This is a genomic window from Pseudomonas sp. RA_35y_Pfl2_P32 (assembly GCF_963970735.1).
Classification (GTDB): Bacteria; Pseudomonadota; Gammaproteobacteria; order Pseudomonadales; family Pseudomonadaceae; genus Aquipseudomonas.
Map to the genome: position 1 here is coordinate 165,782 of NZ_CAXAQF010000013.1, position 22,478 is coordinate 188,259.

The following is a 22,478-nucleotide window of genomic DNA, read 5'->3' on the forward strand; positions in this document are numbered from 1 at the left end:
CCGCTCCGAGTCGGAACGGGGCCATGCAGGTCCACACTCAATCAGTTGAACAAGCCGAAGAAGAATAGACGGATGCTATCCCACATGCGGCGCAAGATACCACCCTCCTCGACGGCGTCCAGCGCGATCAGGTCGGCGCTGTGCACCACCTTGTCATCCAGCTTGACTTCGACTTTACCGATCACGTCGCCCTTGGCGATTGGCGCGATCAGTTGCGGGGTCATGGTCATGCTGGCGGCGAGCTTCTTCAGCTGGCCTTTTGGCAGGGTCATGGTCAGGTCTTGGGCCAGGCCAGCCTTGACCTGGTTGGTGGTGCCCTTCCAGACAGGAGCCTGGGCCAGCTCGGCGCCCTTCTGGTAGAAGGTCTGGGTTTCGAAGAAGCGGAAACCATAGGTCAGCAGCTTCTGGGTTTCGGCTGCACGGGCGGTGTCGCTGTTGGTGCCGAACACCACGGAGACCAGGCGCATACCATCACGTACGGCCGATGACACCAGGCAGTAGCCGGCTTCGTCGGTGTGACCGGTTTTCAGACCGTCGACCGTCTTGTCGCGCCACAGCAGCAGGTTGCGGTTCGGTTGCTTGATGCCGTTCCAGAAGAACTCTTTCTGCGAGTAGATCGCGTAGTGAGCCGGGTCTTCGTGGATGATCGCGCGGGCCAGGATAGCCATGTCGTGAGCCGACGAGTAGTGCTCAGGGTTTGGCAGGCCGGTCGGATTCATGAAGTGGGTGTTGGTCATGCCCAGTTCGGCGGCAGTCTTGTTCATCATGTCGGCGAACGCGTCTTCGCTGCCGGCGATGTGCTCGGCGAGCGCAACACTGGCGTCGTTGCCCGACTGGATGATGATGCCGTGCAGCAGGTCGCTGACCGACACCTGGGAACCGACCTTGATGAACATCCGCGAACCGCCGGTACGCCAGGCGTTTTCGCTGACGGTCACCGGATCGTTTTCACCGATCTGGCCACGACGGATTTCCAGGGTCGCGATGTACGCGGTCATCAGCTTGGTCAGGCTGGCTGGCGGAAGGCGCTGGTCACCGTTGTTCTCGACCAGCACGTTGCCGCTGCTGGCGTCCATGAGCACGTAGGACTTGGCGGCCAGTTGTGGTGACGACGGCATCATCTCGGCCGCGAAAGCGGACGGCGAGAGGAGCAGCGGGACTAGCAGGCACAGGCGTTTGGCAAAGGTGGTGATGTTCATCCGTCTCTCGAAATCGCTAATGGAAACTGCCCTTGCGGGCAAAACTAATCTGACAACCCTGACGGCACGAGGCCTTGGGGGTGTCGCGTGTTCGGTTGTTCACTCACTGACCCTTGCCGGGCTTTTGTTGTACTACGAGCCAACAACTCAGGTTCACCCCCCAATACCGCAAGCGAACCTTGAATCAGGTGTTACTTACTCGGCCGTCACCAGGCTCGGCGAACCGAGATTGGCCAGGCGCACGCTGTTTTGCACTTGCGTAATCTCACCCGGCGAACCGATAGGCCCCAGGCGAACCCGATGCAGGGTCTGCTGATTACGCACGATAGAGCTGATGAACACCGGGGCGCTCACCATCCCGCTGAGCTTCGATCTCAGGAGCTCTGCAGCGTCCGGGTTGGCGAACGCGCCCACCTGCAGATACTGGCCAGAGGCTTGTACCGAAGCGTTTTTTTTAGCGTTGATCTGCATCGGCACGACCGCTGCCGCGTGCTGCTGTGGCGGTGGGGTCCATTGTTCGACCTTACCGGTCGAGGCCGTGATCACCGGCCCGCTGTTTTGCGCGATCTGCGGCTCATTGAGCATCAACGGTGCCGGCCGGCCCTTGGCCGCCCACCACTCTTGCGGGTCGATACCTTCGACCTTGACCCGCGCGGTGCCGGTCTCGGCATAACCGAGCTTCTTCGCGGCGGCGTAGGACAGGTCGATGATGCGGTCGGAATAGAACGGCCCACGGTCGTTGACCCGCAGCACCACCGTGCGCTGGTTGTCCAGGTTGGTCACCCGAACATAGGCAGGCAGCGGCAGGGTCTTGTGGGCGGCACTCATGCCGTACAGGTCATAGACCTCGCCATTGGCGGTGTTCTGGCCATGGAACTTGGTGCCATACCAGGACGCGGTCCCGGTCTCGACATACCGCTTGGACTCGGGCATCGGGTAGTAGGTCTTGCCCAGCACCGTATAGGGGTTGGCCTTGTAATTCCCGGTGTGCAGGGTGGGCGTGGCGTCGGGAATGCGCGACACATCGACATCCCACCACGGTGCGCCGTCCTTGTGGGCCCGGTTGATGTCCAGCCCCGGCGTAGCGCGGACAGCGGTTGGGGCTTTCTGCGGTTGCGGCGCACGGCTGGTCGAACAACTGACCACCAGCATCGACAGCGCGGTGAACGCCACCAGCTTCAGGGGTTTGCGGATTGGCAATGCCGGCATTACTTGACGCCCCGTGCTTGGACCAGTTGTTCAGACAACTGATGTACGGCCATGGCGTACATCACGCTGCGGTTATAACGCGTGATTGCGTAAAAATTCTTCAGGCCCATCCAGTATTCAGGGCCATTGTCGCCTTCCAGACGAAACGCGGTGACCGGCATATCGTCGCGCAGCGCATCATGACTCGACCAGCCCAACGCTCGCAACTCCCCGACGGTTTTCGTCGGCTCGATTCCCGTGGTCAGGCCCTGGTCGACCTGCTCGCCCCGCACCTCGGCGAGACTGACCACCGGTTGCCCGGCTTCCCAGCCGTGACGCTTGAAATAGCTGGCTACGCTGCCGATAGCATCGTCGACGTTGGTCCAGATATTGATGTGGCCGTCGCCGTCAAAATCCACCGCGTACGCCCGAAAGCTGCTCGGCATGAATTGCGGCAAGCCCATGGCGCCGGCGTATGAGCCTTTGAGCGTCAGTGGGTCGACCTGCTCTTCGCGGGCCAGCAACAGGAACTCACGCAATTCCTTGCGGAAGAATTCGGCACGTGGAGGGTAGTCGAAACCCAGGGTCGACAAGGCATCGATTACCCGATAGTTGCCGGTATTGCGGCCGAAAAAGGTTTCGACCCCAATGATCGAGACAATCACCTGGGCCGGCACGCCGTATTCCTGCTCGGCCCGGGCCAGCACGGCCTCGTGCTGGCGCCAGAAGTCCACGCCACGGGCAATGCGTGCATCGGTGAGGAACATCGGGCGATAGTCCTTCCATTGCTTGACCCGCTCGGCAGGCCGCGAGATCGCGTCGAGAATCGCCTGCTTGCGCTGGGCCTCGCGGAACACGCCCATCAGTTGTTCGCCGGCAAAACCGTAGTCGCGGGTCATTTCACCGACAAATTCGGCCACTTGGGGCGAGCCTTCATATTCGCCGGCCAGCGCCATGGGCGCCGTGCCAAGGATGCTTACCAGGCCGACCCACGGAGCGTATCGAGTCGCCCAGCCACGCATTACTTGCATTGAACTCTTCACCTTATTCAAACCTGCGCGATCCACTTACGATGGGTATGGATCGACATCAAAACCCCAAACGCTGACAGCAGCGTCACCAGCGAAGTTCCGCCGTAGCTAATGAACGGCAACGGCACCCCCACCACCGGCAACAGGCCACTGACCATACCGATGTTGACGAAAACGTAAACAAAAAACGTCATGGTCAGCGCGCCGGCCAGCAATTTGCCGAACAGTGTCTGGGCCTGGGCGGTAATCACCAGGCCGCGGCCAATCAGCAGCAGATAGATCAGCAACAGGGCGCAAATGCCCACCAGACCGAACTCTTCACCCATCACCGCGATGATGAAGTCGGTGTGGCTTTCCGGCAGGAAATCCAGGTGCGACTGGGTGCCCAGCAGCCAGCCCTTGCCAAACACCCCGCCGGAGCCGATGGCCGCCTTGGACTGGATGATGTTCCAGCCGGTGCCGAGCGGATCGCTCTCCGGATCGAGGAACGTCAGCACGCGCTGCTTCTGGTAGTCATGCATGACAAAGAACCACATGGCGATCGCCACCGGAACCGTGGCCGCCAGCACACTGATGATCCAGCGCCAGCGCAGGCCACCCATGAACAGCACGAAGGCGCCACCGGCCAGGATCAGCAACGAGGTGCCGAGGTCCGGCTGGCGCACGATGAGAATGAACGGGATGCCGATCAGGATCAGGCTGACCCCGACGTGCTTGAGCTGTGGCGGCAGCGTGCGCTTGGCCAGGTACCAGGCGATGGTCGCTGGCATGATGATCTTCATGAACTCCGAGGGCTGGAAGCGAATCACCCCGGGAATGTTGATCCAGCGCGTCGCCCCCATGGCGTTGTGGCCCATGATGTCGACCACGATCAACAGCACCACGCCGAGCACATAGCCCAGTGGCACCCAACGCGCCATGAAGCGCGGCTCGAACTGGGCGATGATGACCATCGACACCAGGCCGATGCCGAACGAGGTGGCTTGCTTGGCCAGCAGGTCCCAGTTCTTGCCACTGGCCGAATACAGCACGAACAGGCTGCCGGCCGCGAGAATCAGCAGCAGGATCAGTAACGGACCGTCGATGTGCATGCGTTGCAGCAGCGTCGCTCGGCGACGCATCACATCCTCGCTGGAGAGAATGCGATCGAAATTACTCTTCACGGGCCGTAGCCTCCGCGGTATTGGGGCTGGCGAACTCAGGCTTGAGGCGGCCGTTCTGGTCCAGGAGCCAGGCGTCCATGATTTGACGGACCACCGGCGCGGCCACGCCGGAGCCGGATTCGCCGTTCTCGACCATCACCGACACGGTGATTTTCGGGTTGTCGGCAGGCGCAAAACCCACAAACAAGGCGTGGTCGCGATGGCGTTCCCGCACCTTGGAGCGGTCGTACTTCTCGCCCTGCTTGATCGCGACCACCTGGGCGGTCCCCGACTTGCCGGCGATCCGGTACTGCGCGCCGATCGCCGCTTTGCGCGCTGTGCCGCGCGCACCGTGCATCACCTGTTGCATGCCATGGTTGACCCGGTTCCAGTCCAGCGGATCGCGCAGGATGATGTCCGGCATCGGGTTGTTGTCCACCGGCGTGGCACCTTCGATGGTCTTGGCCAGGTGCGGGCGGATCCACTTGCCCTTGCTGGCCACCAGCGCCGTGGCCTGGGCCAGCTGCAACGGGGTGGACTGCATGTAACCCTGGCCAATCCCCAGGATCAGGGTTTCCCCCGGGAACCAGGCCTGGCGGCGGGTAGCGCGCTTCCACTCGCGGGACGGCATCAACCCCGGCGATTCTTCAAACATGTCCAGCGAGACCTTCTGGCCGATACCGAACTTGCCCATGTAGGCCGACAACCGATCGATCCCCAGCTTGTGGGCCAGGTCATAGAAGTAGGTGTCGTTGGAACGCATGATCGCCGTGTCGAGGTCGACAAAACCATCGCCGGAGCGGTTCCAGTTACGGTACTTGTGATCGTAGTTGGGCAACTGGTAATAACCCGGGTCGAACACCCGCGAGGAGGCCGTCACCACCCCGGAGTCCAGGCCGGCAATCGCCACGGCCGGCTTGATGGTCGAACCCGGGGGATACAGGCCGCGCAGTACGCGGTTGAACAGCGGCCGGTCGATGGAGTCGCGCAACTCGGCATAGGCCTTGAAGCTGATGCCAGTGACGAACAGGTTCGGGTCGAAACTCGGCTGGCTGACCATCGCCAGCACTTCGCCGGTATTTGGGTCCAGCGCCACCACCGCCCCACGGCGACCGCCCAGGGCTGCTTCGGCCGCTTCCTGCAACTTGATGTCGAGGCTCAGGACGATGTCCTTGCCGGGAATCGGGTCGGTGCGCTTGAGCACCCGCAGCACGCGGCCTCGGGCGTTGGTCTCGACTTCTTCGTAGCCCACCTGACCGTGCAGCTCAGGCTCGTAGAAACGTTCGATACCGGTCTTGCCGATATGATGGGTGCCGCTGTAGTTCACCGGATCGAGGGTCTTGAGCTCTTTTTCGTTGATCCGCCCCATGTAGCCCACCGAGTGCGCAAAATGCGCTCCCTGGGGGTAATGGCGCACCAACTGGGCAACCACTTCGACGCCCGGCAGGCGGAACTGATTCACCGCAATGCGGGCAATCTGCTCCTCCGTCAGTTCGAAGAGGATCGGCACCGGCTCGAACGGCCGACGCCCCTGGCGCATGCGTTTTTCAAAGATCACCCGGTCCTCGGGCGTCAGTTGCAGCACCTCGACAATCACATCGAGCACCTGCTGCCAGTCACCGGAGCGTTCGCGGGTCATGCTCAGGCTGAAACTGGGCCGGTTGTCGGCAATCACCACGCCATTACGGTCGAAGATCAAACCGCGCGTCGGCGGTATTGGCTGCACGTGGACGCGGTTGTTTTCCGACAGGGTCGAGTGGTACTCGTACTGGATCACCTGCAGAAAATACAACCGCGCAATCAGCACGCCGATCAGCAGCACCACTGCAATTGCCCCGAACACGACGCGACCACGCACCAGACGGGCGTCTTTTTCGTGGTCCTTGATGCGGATCGGCTGGGACATGAGGGCAGAGCTACTTGTGGTAGGGGTGGCCGGACAGGACAGTCCAGGCACGGTACAGCTGTTCGCCGATCAGGATCCGCACCAGCGGGTGCGGCAAGGTCAAGGGCGATAACGACCAGCGCTGATCGGCCCGCGCACAGACTTCCGGCGCCAGCCCCTCGGGGCCGCCGACCATGAAGTTCACCGTGCGCGAGTCCAGGCGCCAGCGATCGAGTTCCACCGCCAGTTGCTCGGTGCTCCACGGCTTGCCGTGGACTTCGAGGGTGACGATGCGCTCGTTCGGCCCGACCTTGGCCAGCATGGCTTCGCCTTCCTGGCGAATGAAACGCGCCACGTCAGCATTCTTGCCCCGGGTGTTGAGCGGTATTTCCACCAGTTCCAGCGCCAGCTCGGACGGAAGACGCTTGGCATATTCATGCCAGCCTTCTTCCACCCATTTGGGCATGCGTGAACCGACGGCGATCAGTCGCAGTCGCACAGCGGTCCCTTATTGCTGGTCTTTGTTGAGCTTGGTGAAGTGCTCATGGGTGTTTTCCGGGCTGTGGTGCGCGGCGCTGGCCGAACGGCTTTGCTCGGCTCCGGCCCACAGGCGCTCCAGGTCGTAGAACTGGCGTGCCGAGGCGGTCATCATGTGCACGATGACATCGTCCATGTCCAGCAGGACCCAGTCGCTGTCGCCCTTGCCTTCTTCGCCCAGCGGCTTGACGCCCTGTGCCTTGACCGCTTCGCGGACCTTGTCCAGCATCGCGCCGATCTGGCGGTTGGAGGTACCGGTGGCGATGATCATGAAGTCAGTGATGCTCTGCTTTTCACGAACGTCGATCACCTGGATGTCCTGGGCCTTGACGTCTTCCAGGGCCGCTACGGCAACCTTGACCAGCGCTTCGCCAGCCAGGATTACGCCAGTGTGGGCCTCTACTGGCAGCGGGGCGCTCTTGAACGTGCCTTTACGCTTTACTTTGGTTTGGTCTTTGTCAGTCATATAAAACTCGTTTTGCTCGTATGTTCGGGCGCATCAATACACGTTGTTGCCACGTGCCTTGAGGCACTCCTATTCAGTTCGGCGCACGGTAAAGTCCGTGCGCATCGATGTAGGCCAGGACCGCGTCGGGCACCAGGAAACGTACCGACTTACCGCTGGCCAGCAGTTGACGGATCTGGGTGGCGGATACCGCGAGCGGTGTCTGCCAGACGAATGCAATCTGTCCACTCGGCCCTTTGAGGGCCAGCGGGTCGCTCACCGAGCGCGCGGCCAGCAGGTTGCGCAAGGCATCCGGCGGTTCGCTGTCGGCATCCGGGCGTTGCAGCACCAGGATGTGGCAATGCTGGAGCAACTCTTCCCAGCGGTGCCAAGTGGGCAGGCCGCAAAATGCGTCCCAGCCCAAAAGTAAAAATACCTGGTCATCGGCGGCGAGTTCCGCGCGCATCAGCTCCAGGGTGTCAATAGTGTAGGACGGCTTGTCGCGTTTGAGTTCGCGGTCGTCCACCACCAGGGGTGCAACCCCAGCCACCGCGCATTCGACCATCGCCAGACGGTCAAGCGCCGATACCTGCGGCGTCCCCCGATGGGGTGGCCTGGCGCTGGGCGTCAGGCGCAACTCATCGAGGTTCAGCGACTCGGCCACTTCCAGGGCACCGCGCAAATGGCCGATGTGCACCGGATCGAAGGTCCCGCCCAGTACGCCAATGCGCCGGGGACAGGGTTCGCGGCGAGTCACCGTGGCAGACGGCTGGTGGTCGCCCAAGTCAGACCGGCTCCTGGCCGCGCAACTGGCCATCACCGACCACGATGTACTTCTCGCACGTCAGGCCTTCGAGACCCACCGGGCCGCGGGCGTGCAGCTTATCAGTAGAAATGCCGATCTCGGCACCCAATCCGTATTCGAAGCCATCGGCAAAGCAGGTCGGGGTGTTGATCATCACCGAGGCCGAGTCGACTTCAGCCACAAAACGCCGGGCATCGCCCTGGTGTTCGCTGACGATCGAGTCGGTATGGTGCGAGCCGTACTGGTTGATGTGTTCGATGGCCTGGTCCAGGCCATCGACCACCAGGATCGACAGGATCGGCGCCAGGTACTCGGTGCTCCAGTCTTGCTCGGTGGCAGCAACGGCTTCGATGATCGCCCGGGTCCGCTCGCAGCCACGCAGTTCGACGCCTTTTTCGCGGAACTGGGCAGCCATGGCCGGCAGGAAGTCCTTGGCGACCGCCTGGTCGACCAACAGGGTTTCCATCGCGCCACAGATGCCGTAGCGGTAAGTCTTGGCGTTGAACGCAATGCGCTGGGCCTTGGCCAGGTCGGCGTGGGCACTGACGTAGACGTGGCAGATGCCGTCCAGGTGCTTGATCACCGGCACCCGGGCGTCGCGGCTGACCCGCTCGATCAGGCCTTTGCCGCCGCGCGGCACGATCACGTCAACGTATTGCGGCATGGTAATCAGCGCGCCCACCGCGGCACGGTCAGTCGTCTCGACCACTTGCACCACAGCCGCCGGCAGACCGGCCTCGGCCAGGCCGCGCTGGATGCAGGCAGCAATGGCACGGTTGGAGTGAATCGCCTCGGAGCCACCGCGCAGGATGGTCGCATTGCCCGACTTCAGGCACAGGCTGGCGGCGTCGATGGTCACGTTTGGCCGCGATTCGTAGATGATGCCGACCACACCCAGGGGTACGCGCATCTTGCCCACCTGAATACCCGACGGCCGATAACTCATGTCGCGGATCGCACCTACCGGGTCCGGCAGCGCCGCCACCTGACGCAAACCGACGATCATGCCGTCGATGCGCGCGGGGGTCAGGGCCAGGCGTTCGAGCATCGCCGGCTCCAGACCATTGGCCCGGCCAGCGGCCAGGTCCAGCTCATTGGCGGCGGTCAACTCGGCGCGCGCAGCATCCAGGGCGTTGGCGGCGGCCAGCAGGGCGCGGTTTTTCTGCCCGGTGCTGGCACGGCCGATCACGCGGGAAGCATCGCGCGCAGCGCGACCCAAGCGGGTCATGTAGTCAAGAACGGACTCAGTCATAGTCTGGAGTGGTCTTTGCTATGGTCGTGGTAAAGAGTAAAGCGGCAGATTATAGCTGTCGCGTCACTCGACTAACAGCGGTGACGGGCGGATGGTCGAAATGGACAGTAAATAGACAGTGTTCAGCCTCGATTAAGGCCCTGGTTGTTATCATACCGTCACATTTGTCCTCTGAATGCTGCCACCCATGACCATTGTGACCCATCCCAAGCAGCCAAAGGCCCTGCCCGACAGCTTTTTCGACCGCGACGCCCAACTGCTCGCTTGCGAATTGCTGGGCAAGGTGATCCGCCATCGGGTCGGCGATTTGTGGCTTTCGGCGCGAATTATTGAAACCGAAGCGTATTACTGCGACGAAAAAGGCAGTCACGCCTCCCTCGGCTACACAGAAAAGCGTAAGGCTTTGTTTCTGGATGGCGGACACATCTATATGTATTACGCCCGCGGTGGTGACTCCCTGAACTTCAGCGCCCATGGGCCCGGCAATGCGGTACTGATCAAGTCCGCTTATCCTTGGGTCGACGAGGTCTCGGGGCCGGCGAGCCTGGCACAGATGCTGCTCAACAATCCCGACGCCAAGGGCCGGCCGCGCCCCTCGCAGAGGCTCTGCGCCGGTCAGACCTTGCTGTGCAAGGCCCTGGGCCTGAAAGTACCGACCTGGGACGCCAAGCGTTTTGACCATCAAGTGCTGTTTGTCGAAGACCTTGGCCAACCACCCAGCCATGTGATCCAGACCACCCGCCTGGGGATCCCTCACGGCCGCGATGAACACCTGATGTACCGCTTCGTCGACAGCGCCTACGCGCCCTATTGCACACGGAACCCTCTGCGGCGCGGCCAGGTCGAAGGCCGCGACTATTTACTGATCTGAACCCTGCCCTCGATGGGCCAACAGCAATCCTGGAGTTGTATCTATGGGCCCATGGCTCGATAGCCTGACCGCTTGGTTGACGGCAAACCCGCAATGGCTGGCGGCAGCCGTATTCATCGTGGCCTGCATTGAGTGCCTGGCAATAGCCGGACTGATCGTACCCGGCACCGTCCTGTTGTTTGCCGTTGCGGTACTGGCGGGCAGCGGCGCCCTGTCGCTGGGGGAAACCCTGCTGCTGGGCTTTCTCGGTGGCGTGCTGGGGGACGTGGTGTCGTACTTCCTCGGCCGGCACTTCCATCAGAACATCCGGCGCTTACCGGGTTTGCGCCACCATCCGGAGTGGATTGGCAGTGCCGAAGCCTACTTCCAGCGCTACGGGATCGCCAGCCTGCTGGTGGGGCGTTTTATCGGCCCGTTGCGCCCCATGCTGCCAATGGTGGCTGGGATGTTCGACATGCCCTTCCCGCGCTTCTTTGCCGTCAGCCTGCTGGCGGGCGCCGGCTGGGCGGTGGCCTACCTGTTGCCGGGCTGGGCCACCGGGGCGGCGATCCGCTTGCCACTGCCCGAGGGTTTCTGGCCCCAGGCCGGGTTGGTAGTGGGCAGCATCGCGGTGCTGGTGGGCCTGGGCATCAACAGCGGCCTGCGCGGTCATCGGCGCTCTACCCTGCTGATCGCCGGCCTCAGCCTGCTGATCCTGGGCGGGTTGTTTATCGGCTACACGCACCTCGGTGCCTTCGATCAAGGCCTGATGACCCTGGTGCAGGAACACCGCAAACCGTTGCTCGACGAGTTCGCGGTGATGCTCACCCTACTCGGCGAGTTCAAACACATGCTGGTGATCAGCGCTGCGCTGACCTTGGTGCTACTGGCCACGCGGCAATGGCAGCACCTGCTGTTCGCCGGCGGGACCTTGCTGGTGACAGCGCTGGCCAATACCGCCAGCAAGCATCTGTTCGCACGGATGCGCCCGGAAGTCCTGACCGACCCACTGACCAGTTACAGCATGCCCAGCGGTCATGCGTCCGGCTCATTTGCGCTGTTCCTGACCCTGGCCGTACTGGCAGGTCGAGGACAACCCCAGCGCATGCGCCTGACCTGGGTGCTGATCGGCTGCCTGCCGGCCCTGGCCATCGCCCTGTCGCGGGTTTATCTGGGAGCTCACTGGCCGACCGATGTGGTGGCCGGCGCCATGCTCGCGGCCTGCGTGTGTGCTGCCAGCCTGTGGCTGAGTCAGCGCCAGGCACCGCTCAATCCACTGCCGGCAAAAATCTGGTGGCTGATCTTACCGGTGATGGTGGCGCTGTTTGGCTTCTATGCGCTGCAGAATCTGCCGCACGCGATGATGCGATACGCTTATTAAGATTCTTCTTGAGCGCCGGACTAACCCTCCAAACAAATAACCCCGACCAACCCGGCCGGGGTTATTTGTGCCAATCACGCTTAGTCCACTCGAGGTGTATTATCCAGCCCCTCTTTCACAGGGACAGGCAAGTTCAATCATCTGGCAACTGACCAGGACCACTTACAACTTTCATCACGAAGCTGGCGGGAACGCTATTGTAAGCATCGTGCTTGGAAACATTAGGATCACTGTCGAGAAAATACAACCTGTCATTTTCCCGAGCAAGATAGACCAGCTTATTGTTTACCGCCAGATTGATATAAACAGGACCATTCGCAAGATCATTGAAAGTAGCCTTATCCACACCATATTTACTGACGGAAAAAACAAAACCATCCGAGCCACTGCTGACATGCAGATGACGCTTATATCTATTGCTGGTCACGAACTTTCCACGATAAACACCCTCCAGGATCGCCGTTACCTCATACGTCCTGTCTTTTGGAAAAAACCGCAATAACAAAGGCGTGTCATCTTCATGATCAGCCAGCGTCAAGAACCCTGCACCCTCATCACTCGCAAGCGCCACCTCGACATCCAGGCGCTCGCGCCGGGCGATGCGCGGATCACTCAAGCGCCGCGTCAAACGTTGATAGTTAAGAACCACCGGAAGCCCATCGAGGTACAGATGAGCGGAAAATGCGTTGACTTGTTCTTCTAAAGACATAACTCACCTAAAAGCGCCAGGCATTGCAAGGCCCTCCCGACAAAATTTCGGGATGCGATACAAAAAACCGGAAATAAGAAACTAGATAGCTACGGAAGTACCCGCAACACTGGCATTGCCTTCACCCTCACCGATGGGGGGCTTGTCGACTGCAGGAAGCGTCAGGCGCTTGCGTTTGCGTCGTTCAACGACCATACAGTCCGCGTAGTGAGCTGCCGCGTGAACAACATGGGCCGTGTTGGTATCAGTACTGGCATGCTTCAACACGTAACGGGCCGAAATATCGTCCCAATAACGCCACTCATCCTGATAGATATTCATTACACCATCCTTGTCATAAATAATCGCCCGCCTCATGCGAGCGATACAAACCTAATCCCCCCTTATCAAAAACACAACGATAGCCAATAGAACGTTCGCGACAGAATGCTAAGCAAACAACTCGCCCTGCAGCTCATCCAACAACGCCTGAATCGCATCCAGGCGTTGTTGCGGATCATCAACTTGCAGCAGTTCGATCTTGTCCAGTTCGGAGAAAGGCAGCAGGTAGGCCAACTGATTGGCCAATGATTGTTGCCCTGTGGCGTCGGTGCCCATGTTCAAGGCCTCGACCATCGGGTGCTCGGCCAGGGCCTTGAGCAAGGCCATCAGGTCAGCGTCTTCTTCCTGCAAGGGTTGCTCGGGCAACTCGTCCAGCCACTCGACTTCGGCAATGGTCAACTGATCGCGCTGCACTTCGCTGTGCAACACATTGAAGCGGCGTCCACCCTGCACACGAATCCCCAGCAGGCCGTTGTCCTGCTGCTTGAAGTCGGTGATCCGTGCCTCACAGCCGACCAGCGCATAACCGTACGGGGCGGGGCCGACTTCTTCGCCCTCAAGAATGCACACTACGCCAAACCCTGCCCCCTGCTTCATGCAGCGGCTGATCATGTCCAGGTAACGGGCCTCGAAAATCTGCAGATCAAGGATGCAACCGGGAAACAGCACCGTGTTCAGCGGGAAAAGCGCCAGACTCATAGACATGTCCTTAAACCACCATCGACACCGCCAACGGCAACAATACCGCCGTGGCCACACCCATCAGGCTCATCGCCAACGCGGCAAATGCACCACACTCTTCACTTTCCTGCAGGGCCACCGAAGTGCCCACCGCATGAGCGGTCATGCCCAGGGCCATGCCGCGGGCTTCGGGGCCATGCACGCCGAGGCGATCGAGCAGGGCCGGGCCGAAAATCGCCCCGATCACCCCGGTGATCAACACAAACACTGCCGCCAACGCCGCCACGCCACCAATCTGCTCAGCCACCAACATGGCGATGGGCGAGGTCACCGACTTCGGCGCCATGGTCATCAGGATCATGTGCTCGGCGCCAAACCACCAGCCCAGCAGCACACACAGGCCGGTGGCGACCACCCCACCTACCACCAGCGTAGTAAAAATCGGCCAGAACAGTTGGCGAATGCGCCGCAGGTTGAGGTACAACGGCACCGCCAGGGCCACTGTCGCCGGCCCCAGCAGGATACTGAGGATCTCCGTGCTTTTACGGTACTCGGCATAGGTCAGGCCACAGGTGAGCAATACGCCAATCACCAGCAACATGGACACCAGCACGGGCTGCAGGAAGATCCAGCGGGTTTTCTCGAACGCCGCCAACACCAACTGATAAGCCCCCAGGGTAATGCCAATCCCGAACAACGGATGATGGATCACCGCCGCCATCGCGCCTTGCCAGTCGAAGATCATGAGCGCTCCTCCCGCCGAGCCTGACGCTTGACCAGCCATTGCATCAGCACCCCGGCAAAGGCCATGGACAGCAGCAACGACAGCACCAGCGCGCCGACGATGGCCCAGAAGTCGGCGGCAATATCCGCGGCATACACCATCACCCCCACCGCAGGTGGGACCAGCAGCAACGGCAGATAACGCAACAAACTGCCCGCGGCCAAGCTCAGTGGCTCACCGACTTCCCCGCGAATGGTCAGGAACACCAGCAACAGCAGCAGGCCGATAATCGGCCCCGGCAGCACCGGCAACAACAAATGGTTGATGGCCGTGCCGAGCAATTGAAACAGCACCAACCAGGTCAGGCCGCGAAGCAACATGCATCATCCCCCACAAAACTCACCCCCCAAAACGGGCCCGCCATTATAAGCATGGCATCTGCTATGCATGGGTATTCGCCAATGGTATGGAGGCTTGACCGGCACCCGTCGCCATGATGGTCTAAGGTGGTTCCAGATCCCTCAAAAAAACTATAAAACCGATGAACCTAAGGAGAGTCTCAATGCCCTATGTACCCGTTGCAGAGCTCAAGAATTATGTCGGCAAGGAACTCGGACGTTCCGAATGGCTCACTATCGATCAGGAGCGTATCAACCTGTTCGCCGAAGCCACGGGTGACTTCCAGTTCATCCACGTTGACCCGGTGAAAGCCGCCCAGACGCCATTCGGCAGCACCATTGCCCACGGCTTTCTGTCGCTGTCGCTGATTCCGAAACTGATGGAAGACATCATGGTCCTGCCCCAGGACTTGAAAATGGTCGTCAACTACGGCCTGGACAGCGTGCGCTTCATCCAGCCGGTGAAAGTCGATTCCAGGGTCCGGCTCAAGGTCGAACTGAGCGAAGTCACCGAGAAAAAACCCGGCCAATGGCTGCTCAAGGCCACCGCCACCCTGGAAATCGAAGGCCAGGAAAAACCGGCCTATATCGCCGAACCCCTGTCGCTGGCGTTCGTCTAACCCCTGCCGGATGCGGAGCAGTTGCTGCTGTTTCGCACCGCGTCTCTGTTTATCAGGCACATAGCTGCGGCATACTCGGTCGCCTAATCACCCGGATCCTGCTATGCGCTCACTTGCACCCCTTGCATTGACCCTGTTGCTCACCGCCTGTGGCGACGGCGAATCGCTGTTGCCGCCGGACGCGCGCCTGCCCGACGGCGGCCGCTATCGGGGCGACCTGGTCGACGGGCTGCTGCAAGGCCAGGGGCGCATCGACTACCCGAACGGCAGTTGGTACGCCGGCCAGTTCGACAAGGGCCAGTGGCACGGCCAAGGCGAGTGGCACGGTAGCAACGGCGAGGTCTACCGCGGCGCTTTCCAGCAAGGGCTGTTCCATGGCCAGGGCACCCTGAGCACCAGCGACAGCAACTACACCGGCGGCTTCAAACTGGGGCGACGCGACGGCGAGGGCACGCTCAAGGAAAACGGCATGACCTACCGGGGCGAGTTCAAGGCCGACCAATATTCCGGACTTGGCCGCCTGGAACTCGAAGACGGCAGCCAGTACCAGGGCCAGTTCGCCCACGGCAAACCTAACGGCGAAGGCCAGCGCAGCGATGTCAGCGGCAACCAGTTCAGCGGCCACTTCGTCAACGGCCAACTGGACGGCATTGGCAGCTTCAACAGCGCCGAAGGCGACAGCTATGTCGGCGGTTTCAAACAGAATCAACTGCACGGCAAGGGGCGCTACGAAAACGCCGACGGTGACGTGTGGATCGGCCAATTCAAGGAGGGCGCGCTCAGCGGCAAGGGCGAACTGATCGGGGCCGACAACAGTCACTACCTGGGCCACTTCAGCGACTGGCGCTTCACGGGTCAGGGGCGCCTGAACCTGCCCGATGGCAGCTTCTACGTCGGCCAGTTCGACAACGACAGCTATCAGGGCCATGGCACGCTGGTACTGACCGACGGCACGGTGCAGAGCGGCGACTGGATCAATGGCCAGCGCGTGCGTGATGCCGACGGCAAACTGCTGCCCGATCCCCTGGAGCTGGGCCTGCTGGCCCAGGGCCGGCTGCTCGACGAAGCGCTGGCCAATGTGCCCGCCTCCACCCCCGCGGTCGAGCTGTACAGCCTGACGCTCGGCGGCGACGGCAAGCAGAGCGTATTTCTGCGCGAGTCCGACTACGTCAGCAACATGCTGGCCAGCCGTTTTGGCGCCTACGGCCAGATCCGCCTGGTCAACCACCGCGATCACCTCGGCGACCGGCCCATGGCCACCCGCGAGAACCTGCGCCGCGCCGCCCTGACCCTGGCCGAACGTAGCGGTGCGGAAGATTTGCTGTTCATCTACCTGACCAGCCACGGCACCCACGAACACGAACTGGTGCTCGACCAACCCCGCATGGAACTGGCTGACCTGCCCGCCGATGAGTTGGCCGCCGTCCTGGCACCGCTGAAAAACCGCGACAAGATCATCGTGATTTCCGCCTGTTACTCCGGCGGATTCCTACCGGCCCTCAAGGACGAGCGCACACTGGTCATGACCGCCTCGCGGGCTGACCGGGTGTCGTTCGGCTGCTCCGAAGAAGCGGATTTCACCTACTTCGGCGATGCCCTGTTCGCCCAGGCCCTGAACCAGACCGACGACCTCGAGCAAGCCTTCAAGCTGGCCAAGGCCACGGTTGCCGAACGGGAACTGGCCGACAACTTCGAAGCCTCTGAACCGCAGATCTGGGCCCCCAAGGGGGTTCTGGCGCGCTGGCAGGCACTGCGCAAGCAGCAAGCACGAAAAGCGCTGCAAAATGCGGCGTTGAACAACACGGATGCAAAGAGCAACTAAGCTGAACAGTATCAAGGGAGAAACACTATGTACTTGACGCCTCAGCACGTACTGCTCGCGGGTGCCACTGGCCTGACCGGTGAACACTTGCTCGACCGGTTGCTCAACGAGCCCACCATCAGCCGCGTACTGGCGCCCTCTCGCCGGCCGCTGGCGGAACACCCGCACCTGGAAAACCCGGTCGGCGACCCTACCGTGTTCCTGCCTCAGCTCAGCGGCCGGGTAGACATCGCCTACTGCTGCCTGGGCACCACGATCAAGCAGGCAGGCTCGGAGCCGGCGTTCCGCGCGGTTGACCTGGACATGGTGGTGGCCTTCGCCAAACGGGCGCGTGAGATGGGGGCACGGCACCTGATCGTGATCAGCGCCATCGGTGCGGACCCGAAATCCTCGGTGTTCTACAACCGCGTCAAAGGGGAAATGGAACAGGCCCTGCGCGCGCAAGACTGGCCACAGCTGACCATCTGCCGGCCGTCCCTGCTGCTGGGCGACCGCTTGGAGCCGCGCTTCGCCGAGCAAGTCGCCGGCCCGCTCTCCAGGCTGATCCCGGGTAAATACCGTGGTATCGAAGCCTGCCAACTGGCCCGCGCCATGTGGCGCCTGGCGCTGGAAGAGCAGGATGGGGTGCGGGTGGTGGAGTCGGATGAACTGCGCAAGCTAGGCAAGTGATCCGGCGCTACAATCCACCCGTCGCCTGAAACCCGACCCCAAGCACCGTCAACACCGACAACGGCAGCAACAACGTGTCGAGCAAGGCGCTGGCCGGCAGGTCGAGGCCAGGATAACTCGGGGCTTCGGCGCCAAATCGGTCCTTGGCACAGCAGCCGCCCTGCAGCGCATACCAGTCCAGCCGCGTCCCGGAGTACACCACCGGTGCACCCGGTTGCGCCGCGTCCAAAGTGCGCACGCTGGCGCAGCCGGCCAGTTGCAGGGCCAGCACTATCAGCAGCAGCTTACTCATCACTGCTCAAATGGTGCTCTCCCCAGCGCGGCAGCATGTCCTGTGGAATGTTCAACACATTGAGAATCCGCGCCACGACAAAATCCACTAGGTCATCGATGGTCTGCGGCTGATGATAGAAACCCGGCGACGCCGGCAGGATGGTCACGCCCATGTTCGACAGCTTGAGCATGTTTTCCAGGTGAATGCTCGAATATGGCGCCTCGCGTGGCACCACAATCAACTGCCGGCGCTCTTTCAAGGTGACGTCGGCGGCACGTTCGATCAGGTTGTTGCAGGCCCCCGTGGCGATGGCCGACAAGGTCCCGGTCGAACAAGGCACCACCACCATCGCCGCCGGCGAGCCGGAGCCCGAGGCCGCCGGCGACATCCAGTCCTCCTTGCCATACACCCGAATCTGCCCGGCGACCGCGCCGGTGTATTCGGTGAGGAAGGCCTGCATCATCTGCGGCTTGGGCGGCAGCGTGACGTCGGTTTCGGTGGCCAGCACCAACTGCGCGGCCTTGGAGATCAGAAAATGCACCTCGCGGTCTTCGCGCACCAGGCAATCGAGCAGGCGCAAGCCATACTGGGCGCCCGAAGCGCCCGTCATGGCCAGCGTGATGCGATCCGGACCGTTGTTCATTTCAGCGCCTCGGCCAGCTTGCCGTGCAGGCCGCCGAAGCCGCCATTGCTCATGATCACCACGTGCGTGCCGGGTTGAGCCTGGCTCTGGACCCGCGCAATGATGCCGTCCAGCGAGTCACTGACGATCGACGGCACCGTACACAGCGCTGCGGTGCCCGCCAGGTCCCAGCCCAGATTGGCCGGGGCGTACCAGATCACCTGATCGGCATCGACCACGCTTTCCGGCAAACCGTCGCGGTGCGCGCCGAGCTTCATGGAGTTGGAACGCGGCTCGATGATGGCAATCAGCGGTGCGTCGCCGATGCGCTTGCGCAGGCCGTCCAGGGTGGTGGCGATGGCCGTCGGGTGGTGGGCAAAGTCGTCGTAGAGGGTGATGCCATTGACCTGGGCCACAATCTCCATCCGCCGCTTCACGCTCTTGAATGCGCTCAACGCTGCGATACCCATGGCTGGGACCACGCCGACATGGCGCGCCGCCGCCAAGGTCGCCAGGGCGTTGGCGACGTTGTGCTGACCGGTCATGTCCCAGTCGACCACGCCTTGCGCGACGCCCTCGAGCAGCACCTCAAACTTCGAACCGTCTTCGCTGAGCAACTTGACCTGCCACTGCCCGCCGGCACCGGTGGTCTGCACCGGGGTCCAGCAGCCCATCTCGACGACCCGCTGCAACGCCGGCTCGGTGGTGGGATGAATCACTAGGCCTTCGCTCGGAATGGTGCGCACCAAGTGATGGAACTGGCGCTCGATCGCTGGCAGATCGGGGAAGATGTCTGCGTGATCGAACTCAAGGTTGTTGAGGATCGCCGTGCGCGGGCGGTAGTGGACGAACTTCGAACGCTTGTCGAAGAAGGCGCTGTCGTATTCGTCGGCTTCGATCACAAAAAACGGCGTGTCGCCCAGGCGCGCCGAGACCGAGAAATTCTGCGGCACGCCACCGATCAGGAAACCCGGGCTCATGCCCGCGTGCTCCAGCACCCAGGCAAGCATGCTGCTGGTGGTGGTTTTGCCATGGGTGCCGGCAACCGCCAGCACCCAGCGACCTTGCAGCACATGATCGGCCAGCCACTGCGGACCGGAGACGTACGGCAAGCCTTTGTTCAGGACGTATTCAACCGCCGGGTTACCGCGGGACATGGCATTGCCGATCACCACCAGGTCCGGGGCCGGGTCGAGCTGGGCCGGGTCATAGCCCTGCGTCAGTTCGATGCCCTGAGCCTCCAGTTGAGTGCTCATCGGCGGATAGACATTGGCGTCTGAGCCGGTCACGCGATGGCCCAGCTCTTTGGCCAGAACCGCCATCGAGCCCATGAAAGTGCCGCAGATACCCAGGATATGAATGTGCATAGTCAACCTCGTAAACATCGAGGCAGGTTAGCCTAGGGTGGGAAAAATCGCACCTGATGTTTCGGTTGCCCAGGCACACGAACGCCTCAGGCGCAGCGTGCCTGGCGCTGATTTATCGGGTTATCCCGTGCTTGCGCAGCTTTCTATAGAGGGTGTTGCGACTGACGCCCAACTGTTCCGCCGCGTGGGTCATGTGCCAGCGCTGCTGCTCCAAGGCATTGAGCAAGGCCAGGCGCTCGGCATCGTCGAGTGGGAACTCGACCGGCGCGGGTGCACTGCTCGGTGCCGGACGCGCCTGGCGAATCATCGCTGGCAAGTCGTCGAAACCGATGCACCCGTCTTCACACAGTGCCGCCAGCGTACGCAACACCGTGCGCAACTGCCGCACGTTACCCGGCCAGGAAAAGTCGAGCAGGGCCTGGCGCGCTGGCGCGTCGATCAACACCGTCTCACCACCGGTTTCTTCGGCCAGCAGGAAATCCAGCAACTGGGATTTATCACTGCGCTCACGCAGGGGCGGCAAGCCCACCTCCAGGCCATTGAGCCGGTAATACAGGTCTTCGCGGAAGCTGCCATCCTGCACCCGCTCCAGCAAATCCCGGTGGGTGGCGCTGATGATCCGCACGTTCACCGCCTGCGGCTCGCCACCAATGGGCACCACCAGCCGGTCCTCGAGCACCCGTAACAAACGGGTTTGCAGGGCCAGGGGCATGTCCCCGATTTCATCCAGGAACAAGGTCCCGCCATCGGCCTGCTGCAACTTGCCGCGCATGCCTTCTTTGCGGGCGCCGGTGAAACTGCCGCCGCGGTAACCGAACAATTCGCTCTCGATCAGGCTTTCCGGGATGGCCGCGCAGTTGAGCGCAACAAAGGCTTTGTCGGCACGCTGGCTGGCCTGGTGCACGGCCTTGGCGAAGGCCTCTTTACCCGAACCGGTTTCACCGTTGATCAGCAGCGGCACATCGCGCTCGAACACCCGCAGGGCTTTACGAAAATTCACCTGCAGACCTTCATCACCCAGGCAAATACCGGCCAACCGCGGGCCTTCGGCAACCCTCGACGCCTGCACAACCGGGGCAGGCACATTGCGCGGCTGACCGCGCAGCAGGGCAAACAACGCCCGGCCGTCACGGGTGCGCAGCGGCCAACTGGCGCTGGCGTTGACGCTGGCGCGGGACAACAGTTGATCCAGCGAACTGTCGAAAAAGGCCTCCACCGGCTTGCCCACCAGACCGCCGCGAATATGCCCCAGCAGGTTCAGTGCGCTCTGATTGACCGCGCTGATCCGCCCTTCCCCGTCAAACGCCAGCAACCCTTCACTGAACAGCCCAACCGATTCGGCCTGCAGATGAAAGCGCAGCAGCCACTGGTTGTCGAAATGGCGCAGGAAATAGCAGCTCTCGATCATTTTGGCCGAGAGATTGACCAGTGCCATGGTGTGGAACTGGCTCTGGCGCGAGACATCGTGGCGTGCCGACGAGACGTCGAGCACTGCCAGCAGTTCTCCATGGGGGTCGAACACCGGGCTCGCCGAGCAGGTCAGGCCAGTATGGCGACCGCGAAAGTGTTCATCCTGGTGAATGGTCAGTGCCTGGCGCTCCACCAGGCAGGTGCCGATCCCGTTGGTGCCTTCGCAGGCCTCGCTCCAGTCGGCACCGAGCCACAGGCCGGCGCGCTCGAAGATCTTGCGCTCGGTGGGCGCCGTGACACAGTTGAGAATCACCCCGCGCGCGTCGGTCAACAGCACGGCATGCCCGGCACCGCTGAGTTGCTGATGCAGGCTGTTCATTTCGCCGCCGGCGATCTGCAGCACTTGCTGCAAGCGCTCCCGACTTTCCAGCACCCGACCATGCTCAAGCACCGTGGGCGCCATGGCCAATGCCGGATCGAGGTGATAGTCCTCCAGGCAACGCAGCCAGGAGCGGGCGATGGATGGATCGCTGCCCGGACCGTGCAACTGGTTCTTGCCCTGGGTGACGGTCAAGACCTGTTGGGCATGGCGACTCAAATGGTTGCTGTGCATTTCTTATTGTTCTCCCGCAGGGTCAGGTCCGCAGAGCGCTCGTAACCCCGTGTCACCTATCCAGTGCCTGGCGCGGGCGAGTGCTTCGCCCTCTCATGCAGCCGAGCATCCTCCAGCCCGGCGTGCATTGCAATGCCGGCGAGACCGGCCGGTCACGCGCCGTGCCACAAACGGTACAAAGTGTCACAGAGCCCGTATCGCAACTGGCACAGTCCGCCAGCAAGGTCCGGCCGCCGACCACGCAAACCCTTGATTTATAGGCACCACCAGGCACTGGCCCGACCTTTGCTCTAGGCTTGTACCAGCGCTCATTGCGCGTACTCCCCTATAAGCACAAAAGCCAAGGAGACACTCATCATGCGTTACGCTCACCCCGGCACTGAAGGCGCTATCGTTTCGTTCAAGGGCAAATACGGTAACTACATCGGCGGCGAGTTCGTCGCGCCTGTCAAAGGCCAGTACTTCACCAACACCTCGCCGGTCAACGGCCAACCGATTGCCGAATTCCCCCGCTCCACCGCTGAAGACATCGA

23 protein-coding genes and 1 pseudogene are annotated in these 22,478 nt (G+C 61.9%); 6 read left to right on the forward strand and 18 right to left on the reverse strand.

The genetic code is table 11. The features are described from left to right. Positions 1-41: 41 nt before the first annotated feature. The 9 genes from AACY45_RS15195 to AACY45_RS15235 form a co-directional block, all read right to left on the reverse strand. Positions 42-1,199, reverse strand: a complete 1,158-nt coding sequence (locus tag AACY45_RS15195) for a D-alanyl-D-alanine carboxypeptidase family protein (protein WP_339546216.1) — start codon at positions 1,197-1,199, stop codon at positions 42-44. 195 nt (positions 1,200-1,394) lie between these two features. After that, a complete protein-coding gene (locus tag AACY45_RS15200; protein ID WP_445261188.1) occupies positions 1,395-2,351 on the reverse strand; it encodes a septal ring lytic transglycosylase RlpA family protein in 957 nt (318 codons plus the stop codon). Between the two features lie 56 nt (positions 2,352-2,407). Further along, positions 2,408-3,418: a lytic murein transglycosylase B gene (gene mltB / locus AACY45_RS15205; RefSeq protein ID WP_339546218.1), complete on the reverse strand. Its 1,011-nt coding sequence runs from the start codon at positions 3,416-3,418 to the stop codon at positions 2,408-2,410. A 17-nt stretch (positions 3,419-3,435) separates the two neighbouring features. Continuing rightward, a complete protein-coding gene (gene rodA / locus AACY45_RS15210) occupies positions 3,436-4,539 on the reverse strand; it encodes a rod shape-determining protein RodA (protein WP_339546241.1) in 1,104 nt (367 codons plus the stop codon). A gap of 31 nt (positions 4,540-4,570) precedes the next feature. Next, positions 4,571-6,466: a penicillin-binding protein 2 gene (gene mrdA, locus AACY45_RS15215; RefSeq protein ID WP_339546219.1), complete on the reverse strand. Its 1,896-nt coding sequence runs from the start codon at positions 6,464-6,466 to the stop codon at positions 4,571-4,573. Between the two features lie 10 nt (positions 6,467-6,476). Further along, positions 6,477-6,944: a 23S rRNA (pseudouridine(1915)-N(3))-methyltransferase RlmH gene (gene rlmH, locus AACY45_RS15220; protein ID WP_003185785.1), complete on the reverse strand. Its 468-nt coding sequence runs from the start codon at positions 6,942-6,944 to the stop codon at positions 6,477-6,479. A gap of 9 nt (positions 6,945-6,953) precedes the next feature. Next, a complete protein-coding gene (gene rsfS, locus AACY45_RS15225) occupies positions 6,954-7,448 on the reverse strand; it encodes a ribosome silencing factor (protein ID WP_339546220.1) in 495 nt (164 codons plus the stop codon). A 73-nt stretch (positions 7,449-7,521) separates the two neighbouring features. Next, positions 7,522-8,244: a nicotinate-nucleotide adenylyltransferase gene (gene nadD / locus AACY45_RS15230; RefSeq protein WP_339546221.1), complete on the reverse strand. Its 723-nt coding sequence runs from the start codon at positions 8,242-8,244 to the stop codon at positions 7,522-7,524. Continuing rightward, a complete protein-coding gene (locus AACY45_RS15235) occupies positions 8,213-9,484 on the reverse strand; it encodes a glutamate-5-semialdehyde dehydrogenase (protein WP_339546222.1) in 1,272 nt (423 codons plus the stop codon). Before AACY45_RS15235 ends, nadD begins: the two co-directional genes overlap by 32 nt. Before the next feature lie 187 nt (positions 9,485-9,671). Between AACY45_RS15235 and AACY45_RS15240 the strand changes: the two genes are divergently transcribed. Continuing rightward, positions 9,672-10,355 (forward strand): DNA-3-methyladenine glycosylase, encoded by a 684-nt coding sequence (locus AACY45_RS15240; RefSeq protein ID WP_339546223.1) that lies wholly within the window; start codon positions 9,672-9,674, stop codon positions 10,353-10,355. Positions 10,356-10,398: 43 nt separating this feature from the next. Then, complete coding sequence (locus AACY45_RS15245) at positions 10,399-11,715, forward strand: bifunctional DedA family/phosphatase PAP2 family protein (protein WP_339546224.1); 1,317 nt, start codon at positions 10,399-10,401, stop codon at positions 11,713-11,715. 133 nt (positions 11,716-11,848) lie between these two features. Here the strand turns inward: AACY45_RS15245 and AACY45_RS15250 are convergent, their stop codons facing one another. The 5 genes from AACY45_RS15250 to AACY45_RS15270 form a co-directional block, all read right to left on the reverse strand. Continuing rightward, positions 11,849-12,424 (reverse strand): hypothetical protein, encoded by a 576-nt coding sequence (locus AACY45_RS15250; protein ID WP_339546225.1) that lies wholly within the window; start codon positions 12,422-12,424, stop codon positions 11,849-11,851. An 81-nt stretch (positions 12,425-12,505) separates the two neighbouring features. Then, a complete protein-coding gene (locus tag AACY45_RS15255) occupies positions 12,506-12,745 on the reverse strand; it encodes a hypothetical protein (protein ID WP_339546226.1) in 240 nt (79 codons plus the stop codon). Positions 12,746-12,853: 108 nt separating this feature from the next. Beyond that, the gene (locus AACY45_RS15260; protein ID WP_339546227.1) at positions 12,854-13,444 is read right to left on the reverse strand and encodes an LON peptidase substrate-binding domain-containing protein; all 591 of its coding nucleotides are present in this window, start codon (positions 13,442-13,444) and stop codon (positions 12,854-12,856) included. A 10-nt stretch (positions 13,445-13,454) separates the two neighbouring features. Beyond that, positions 13,455-14,171 carry an LrgB family protein gene (locus AACY45_RS15265; RefSeq protein ID WP_339546228.1) on the reverse strand — a complete coding sequence of 239 codons (717 nt, stop codon included), beginning with the start codon at positions 14,169-14,171 and terminating at the stop codon, positions 13,455-13,457. After that, on the reverse strand, positions 14,168-14,530 hold the full coding sequence (locus tag AACY45_RS15270) for a CidA/LrgA family protein (protein ID WP_339546229.1): 363 nt from the start codon (positions 14,528-14,530) through the stop codon (positions 14,168-14,170). The genes AACY45_RS15265 and AACY45_RS15270 overlap by 4 nt, the downstream gene beginning before the upstream one ends. Before the next feature lie 182 nt (positions 14,531-14,712). Between AACY45_RS15270 and AACY45_RS15275 the strand changes: the two genes are divergently transcribed. The 3 genes from AACY45_RS15275 (at position 14,713) to AACY45_RS15285 (ending at position 17,659) form a co-directional block, all read left to right on the forward strand. Next, complete coding sequence (locus AACY45_RS15275) at positions 14,713-15,168, forward strand: MaoC family dehydratase (protein ID WP_339546230.1); 456 nt, start codon at positions 14,713-14,715, stop codon at positions 15,166-15,168. A gap of 103 nt (positions 15,169-15,271) precedes the next feature. Beyond that, a complete protein-coding gene (locus AACY45_RS15280) occupies positions 15,272-16,990 on the forward strand; it encodes a C13 family peptidase (RefSeq protein ID WP_339546231.1) in 1,719 nt (572 codons plus the stop codon). A 27-nt stretch (positions 16,991-17,017) separates the two neighbouring features. Continuing rightward, on the forward strand, positions 17,018-17,659 hold the full coding sequence (locus AACY45_RS15285; RefSeq protein WP_339546232.1) for an oxidoreductase: 642 nt from the start codon (positions 17,018-17,020) through the stop codon (positions 17,657-17,659). A 7-nt stretch (positions 17,660-17,666) separates the two neighbouring features. Here AACY45_RS15285 and AACY45_RS15290 read toward each other — a convergent pair whose 3' ends face one another. The 4 genes from AACY45_RS15290 to AACY45_RS15305 form a co-directional block, all read right to left on the reverse strand. Further along, entirely contained in the window at positions 17,667-17,951 is a 285-nt protein-coding gene (locus tag AACY45_RS15290; protein ID WP_339546233.1) for a YceK/YidQ family lipoprotein, read from the reverse strand. After that, entirely contained in the window at positions 17,944-18,576 is a 633-nt protein-coding gene (gene ubiX, locus AACY45_RS15295; RefSeq protein WP_339546234.1) for a flavin prenyltransferase UbiX, read from the reverse strand. Before ubiX ends, AACY45_RS15290 begins: the two co-directional genes overlap by 8 nt. Continuing rightward, positions 18,573-19,922, reverse strand: a complete 1,350-nt coding sequence (mpl, locus tag AACY45_RS15300; RefSeq protein ID WP_339546235.1) for a UDP-N-acetylmuramate:L-alanyl-gamma-D-glutamyl-meso-diaminopimelate ligase — start codon at positions 19,920-19,922, stop codon at positions 18,573-18,575. The genes ubiX and mpl overlap by 4 nt, the downstream gene beginning before the upstream one ends. Positions 19,923-20,034: 112 nt before the next feature. Next, positions 20,035-21,945, reverse strand: a complete 1,911-nt coding sequence (locus AACY45_RS15305) for a sigma-54-dependent Fis family transcriptional regulator (protein WP_339546236.1) — start codon at positions 21,943-21,945, stop codon at positions 20,035-20,037. 357 nt (positions 21,946-22,302) lie between these two features. Between AACY45_RS15305 and AACY45_RS15310 the strand changes: the two are divergent. Continuing rightward, positions 22,303-22,478: pseudogene (locus AACY45_RS15310) on the forward strand (aldehyde dehydrogenase family protein); the annotation flags it as partial.

Coding starts and splice junctions, on each gene's coding strand:
- AACY45_RS15195 (WP_339546216.1), bottom strand. CDS start 1,199: ATGAACATCACCACCTTTGCCAAACGCCTGTGCCTGCTAGTCCCGCTG.
- AACY45_RS15200 (WP_445261188.1), bottom strand. CDS start 2,351: ATGCTGGTGGTCAGTTGTTCGACCAGCCGTGCGCCGCAACCGCAGAAA.
- mltB (WP_339546218.1), bottom strand. CDS start 3,418: ATGCAAGTAATGCGTGGCTGGGCGACTCGATACGCTCCGTGGGTCGGC.
- rodA (WP_339546241.1), bottom strand. CDS start 4,539: ATGCGTCGCCGAGCGACGCTGCTGCAACGCATGCACATCGACGGTCCG.
- mrdA (WP_339546219.1), bottom strand. CDS start 6,466: ATGTCCCAGCCGATCCGCATCAAGGACCACGAAAAAGACGCCCGTCTG.
- rsfS (WP_339546220.1), bottom strand. CDS start 7,448: ATGACTGACAAAGACCAAACCAAAGTAAAGCGTAAAGGCACGTTCAAG.
- nadD (WP_339546221.1), bottom strand. CDS start 8,244: ATGGCCAGTTGCGCGGCCAGGAGCCGGTCTGACTTGGGCGACCACCAG.
- AACY45_RS15235 (WP_339546222.1), bottom strand. CDS start 9,484: ATGACTGAGTCCGTTCTTGACTACATGACCCGCTTGGGTCGCGCTGCG.
- AACY45_RS15240 (WP_339546223.1), top strand. CDS start 9,672: ATGACCATTGTGACCCATCCCAAGCAGCCAAAGGCCCTGCCCGACAGC.
- AACY45_RS15245 (WP_339546224.1), top strand. CDS start 10,399: ATGGGCCCATGGCTCGATAGCCTGACCGCTTGGTTGACGGCAAACCCG.
- AACY45_RS15250 (WP_339546225.1), bottom strand. CDS start 12,424: ATGTCTTTAGAAGAACAAGTCAACGCATTTTCCGCTCATCTGTACCTC.
- AACY45_RS15255 (WP_339546226.1), bottom strand. CDS start 12,745: ATGAATATCTATCAGGATGAGTGGCGTTATTGGGACGATATTTCGGCC.
- AACY45_RS15260 (WP_339546227.1), bottom strand. CDS start 13,444: ATGAGTCTGGCGCTTTTCCCGCTGAACACGGTGCTGTTTCCCGGTTGC.
- AACY45_RS15265 (WP_339546228.1), bottom strand. CDS start 14,171: ATGATCTTCGACTGGCAAGGCGCGATGGCGGCGGTGATCCATCATCCG.
- AACY45_RS15270 (WP_339546229.1), bottom strand. CDS start 14,530: ATGTTGCTTCGCGGCCTGACCTGGTTGGTGCTGTTTCAATTGCTCGGC.
- AACY45_RS15275 (WP_339546230.1), top strand. CDS start 14,713: ATGCCCTATGTACCCGTTGCAGAGCTCAAGAATTATGTCGGCAAGGAA.
- AACY45_RS15280 (WP_339546231.1), top strand. CDS start 15,272: ATGCGCTCACTTGCACCCCTTGCATTGACCCTGTTGCTCACCGCCTGT.
- AACY45_RS15285 (WP_339546232.1), top strand. CDS start 17,018: ATGTACTTGACGCCTCAGCACGTACTGCTCGCGGGTGCCACTGGCCTG.
- AACY45_RS15290 (WP_339546233.1), bottom strand. CDS start 17,951: ATGAGTAAGCTGCTGCTGATAGTGCTGGCCCTGCAACTGGCCGGCTGC.
- ubiX (WP_339546234.1), bottom strand. CDS start 18,576: ATGAACAACGGTCCGGATCGCATCACGCTGGCCATGACGGGCGCTTCG.
- mpl (WP_339546235.1), bottom strand. CDS start 19,922: ATGCACATTCATATCCTGGGTATCTGCGGCACTTTCATGGGCTCGATG.
- AACY45_RS15305 (WP_339546236.1), bottom strand. CDS start 21,945: ATGCACAGCAACCATTTGAGTCGCCATGCCCAACAGGTCTTGACCGTC.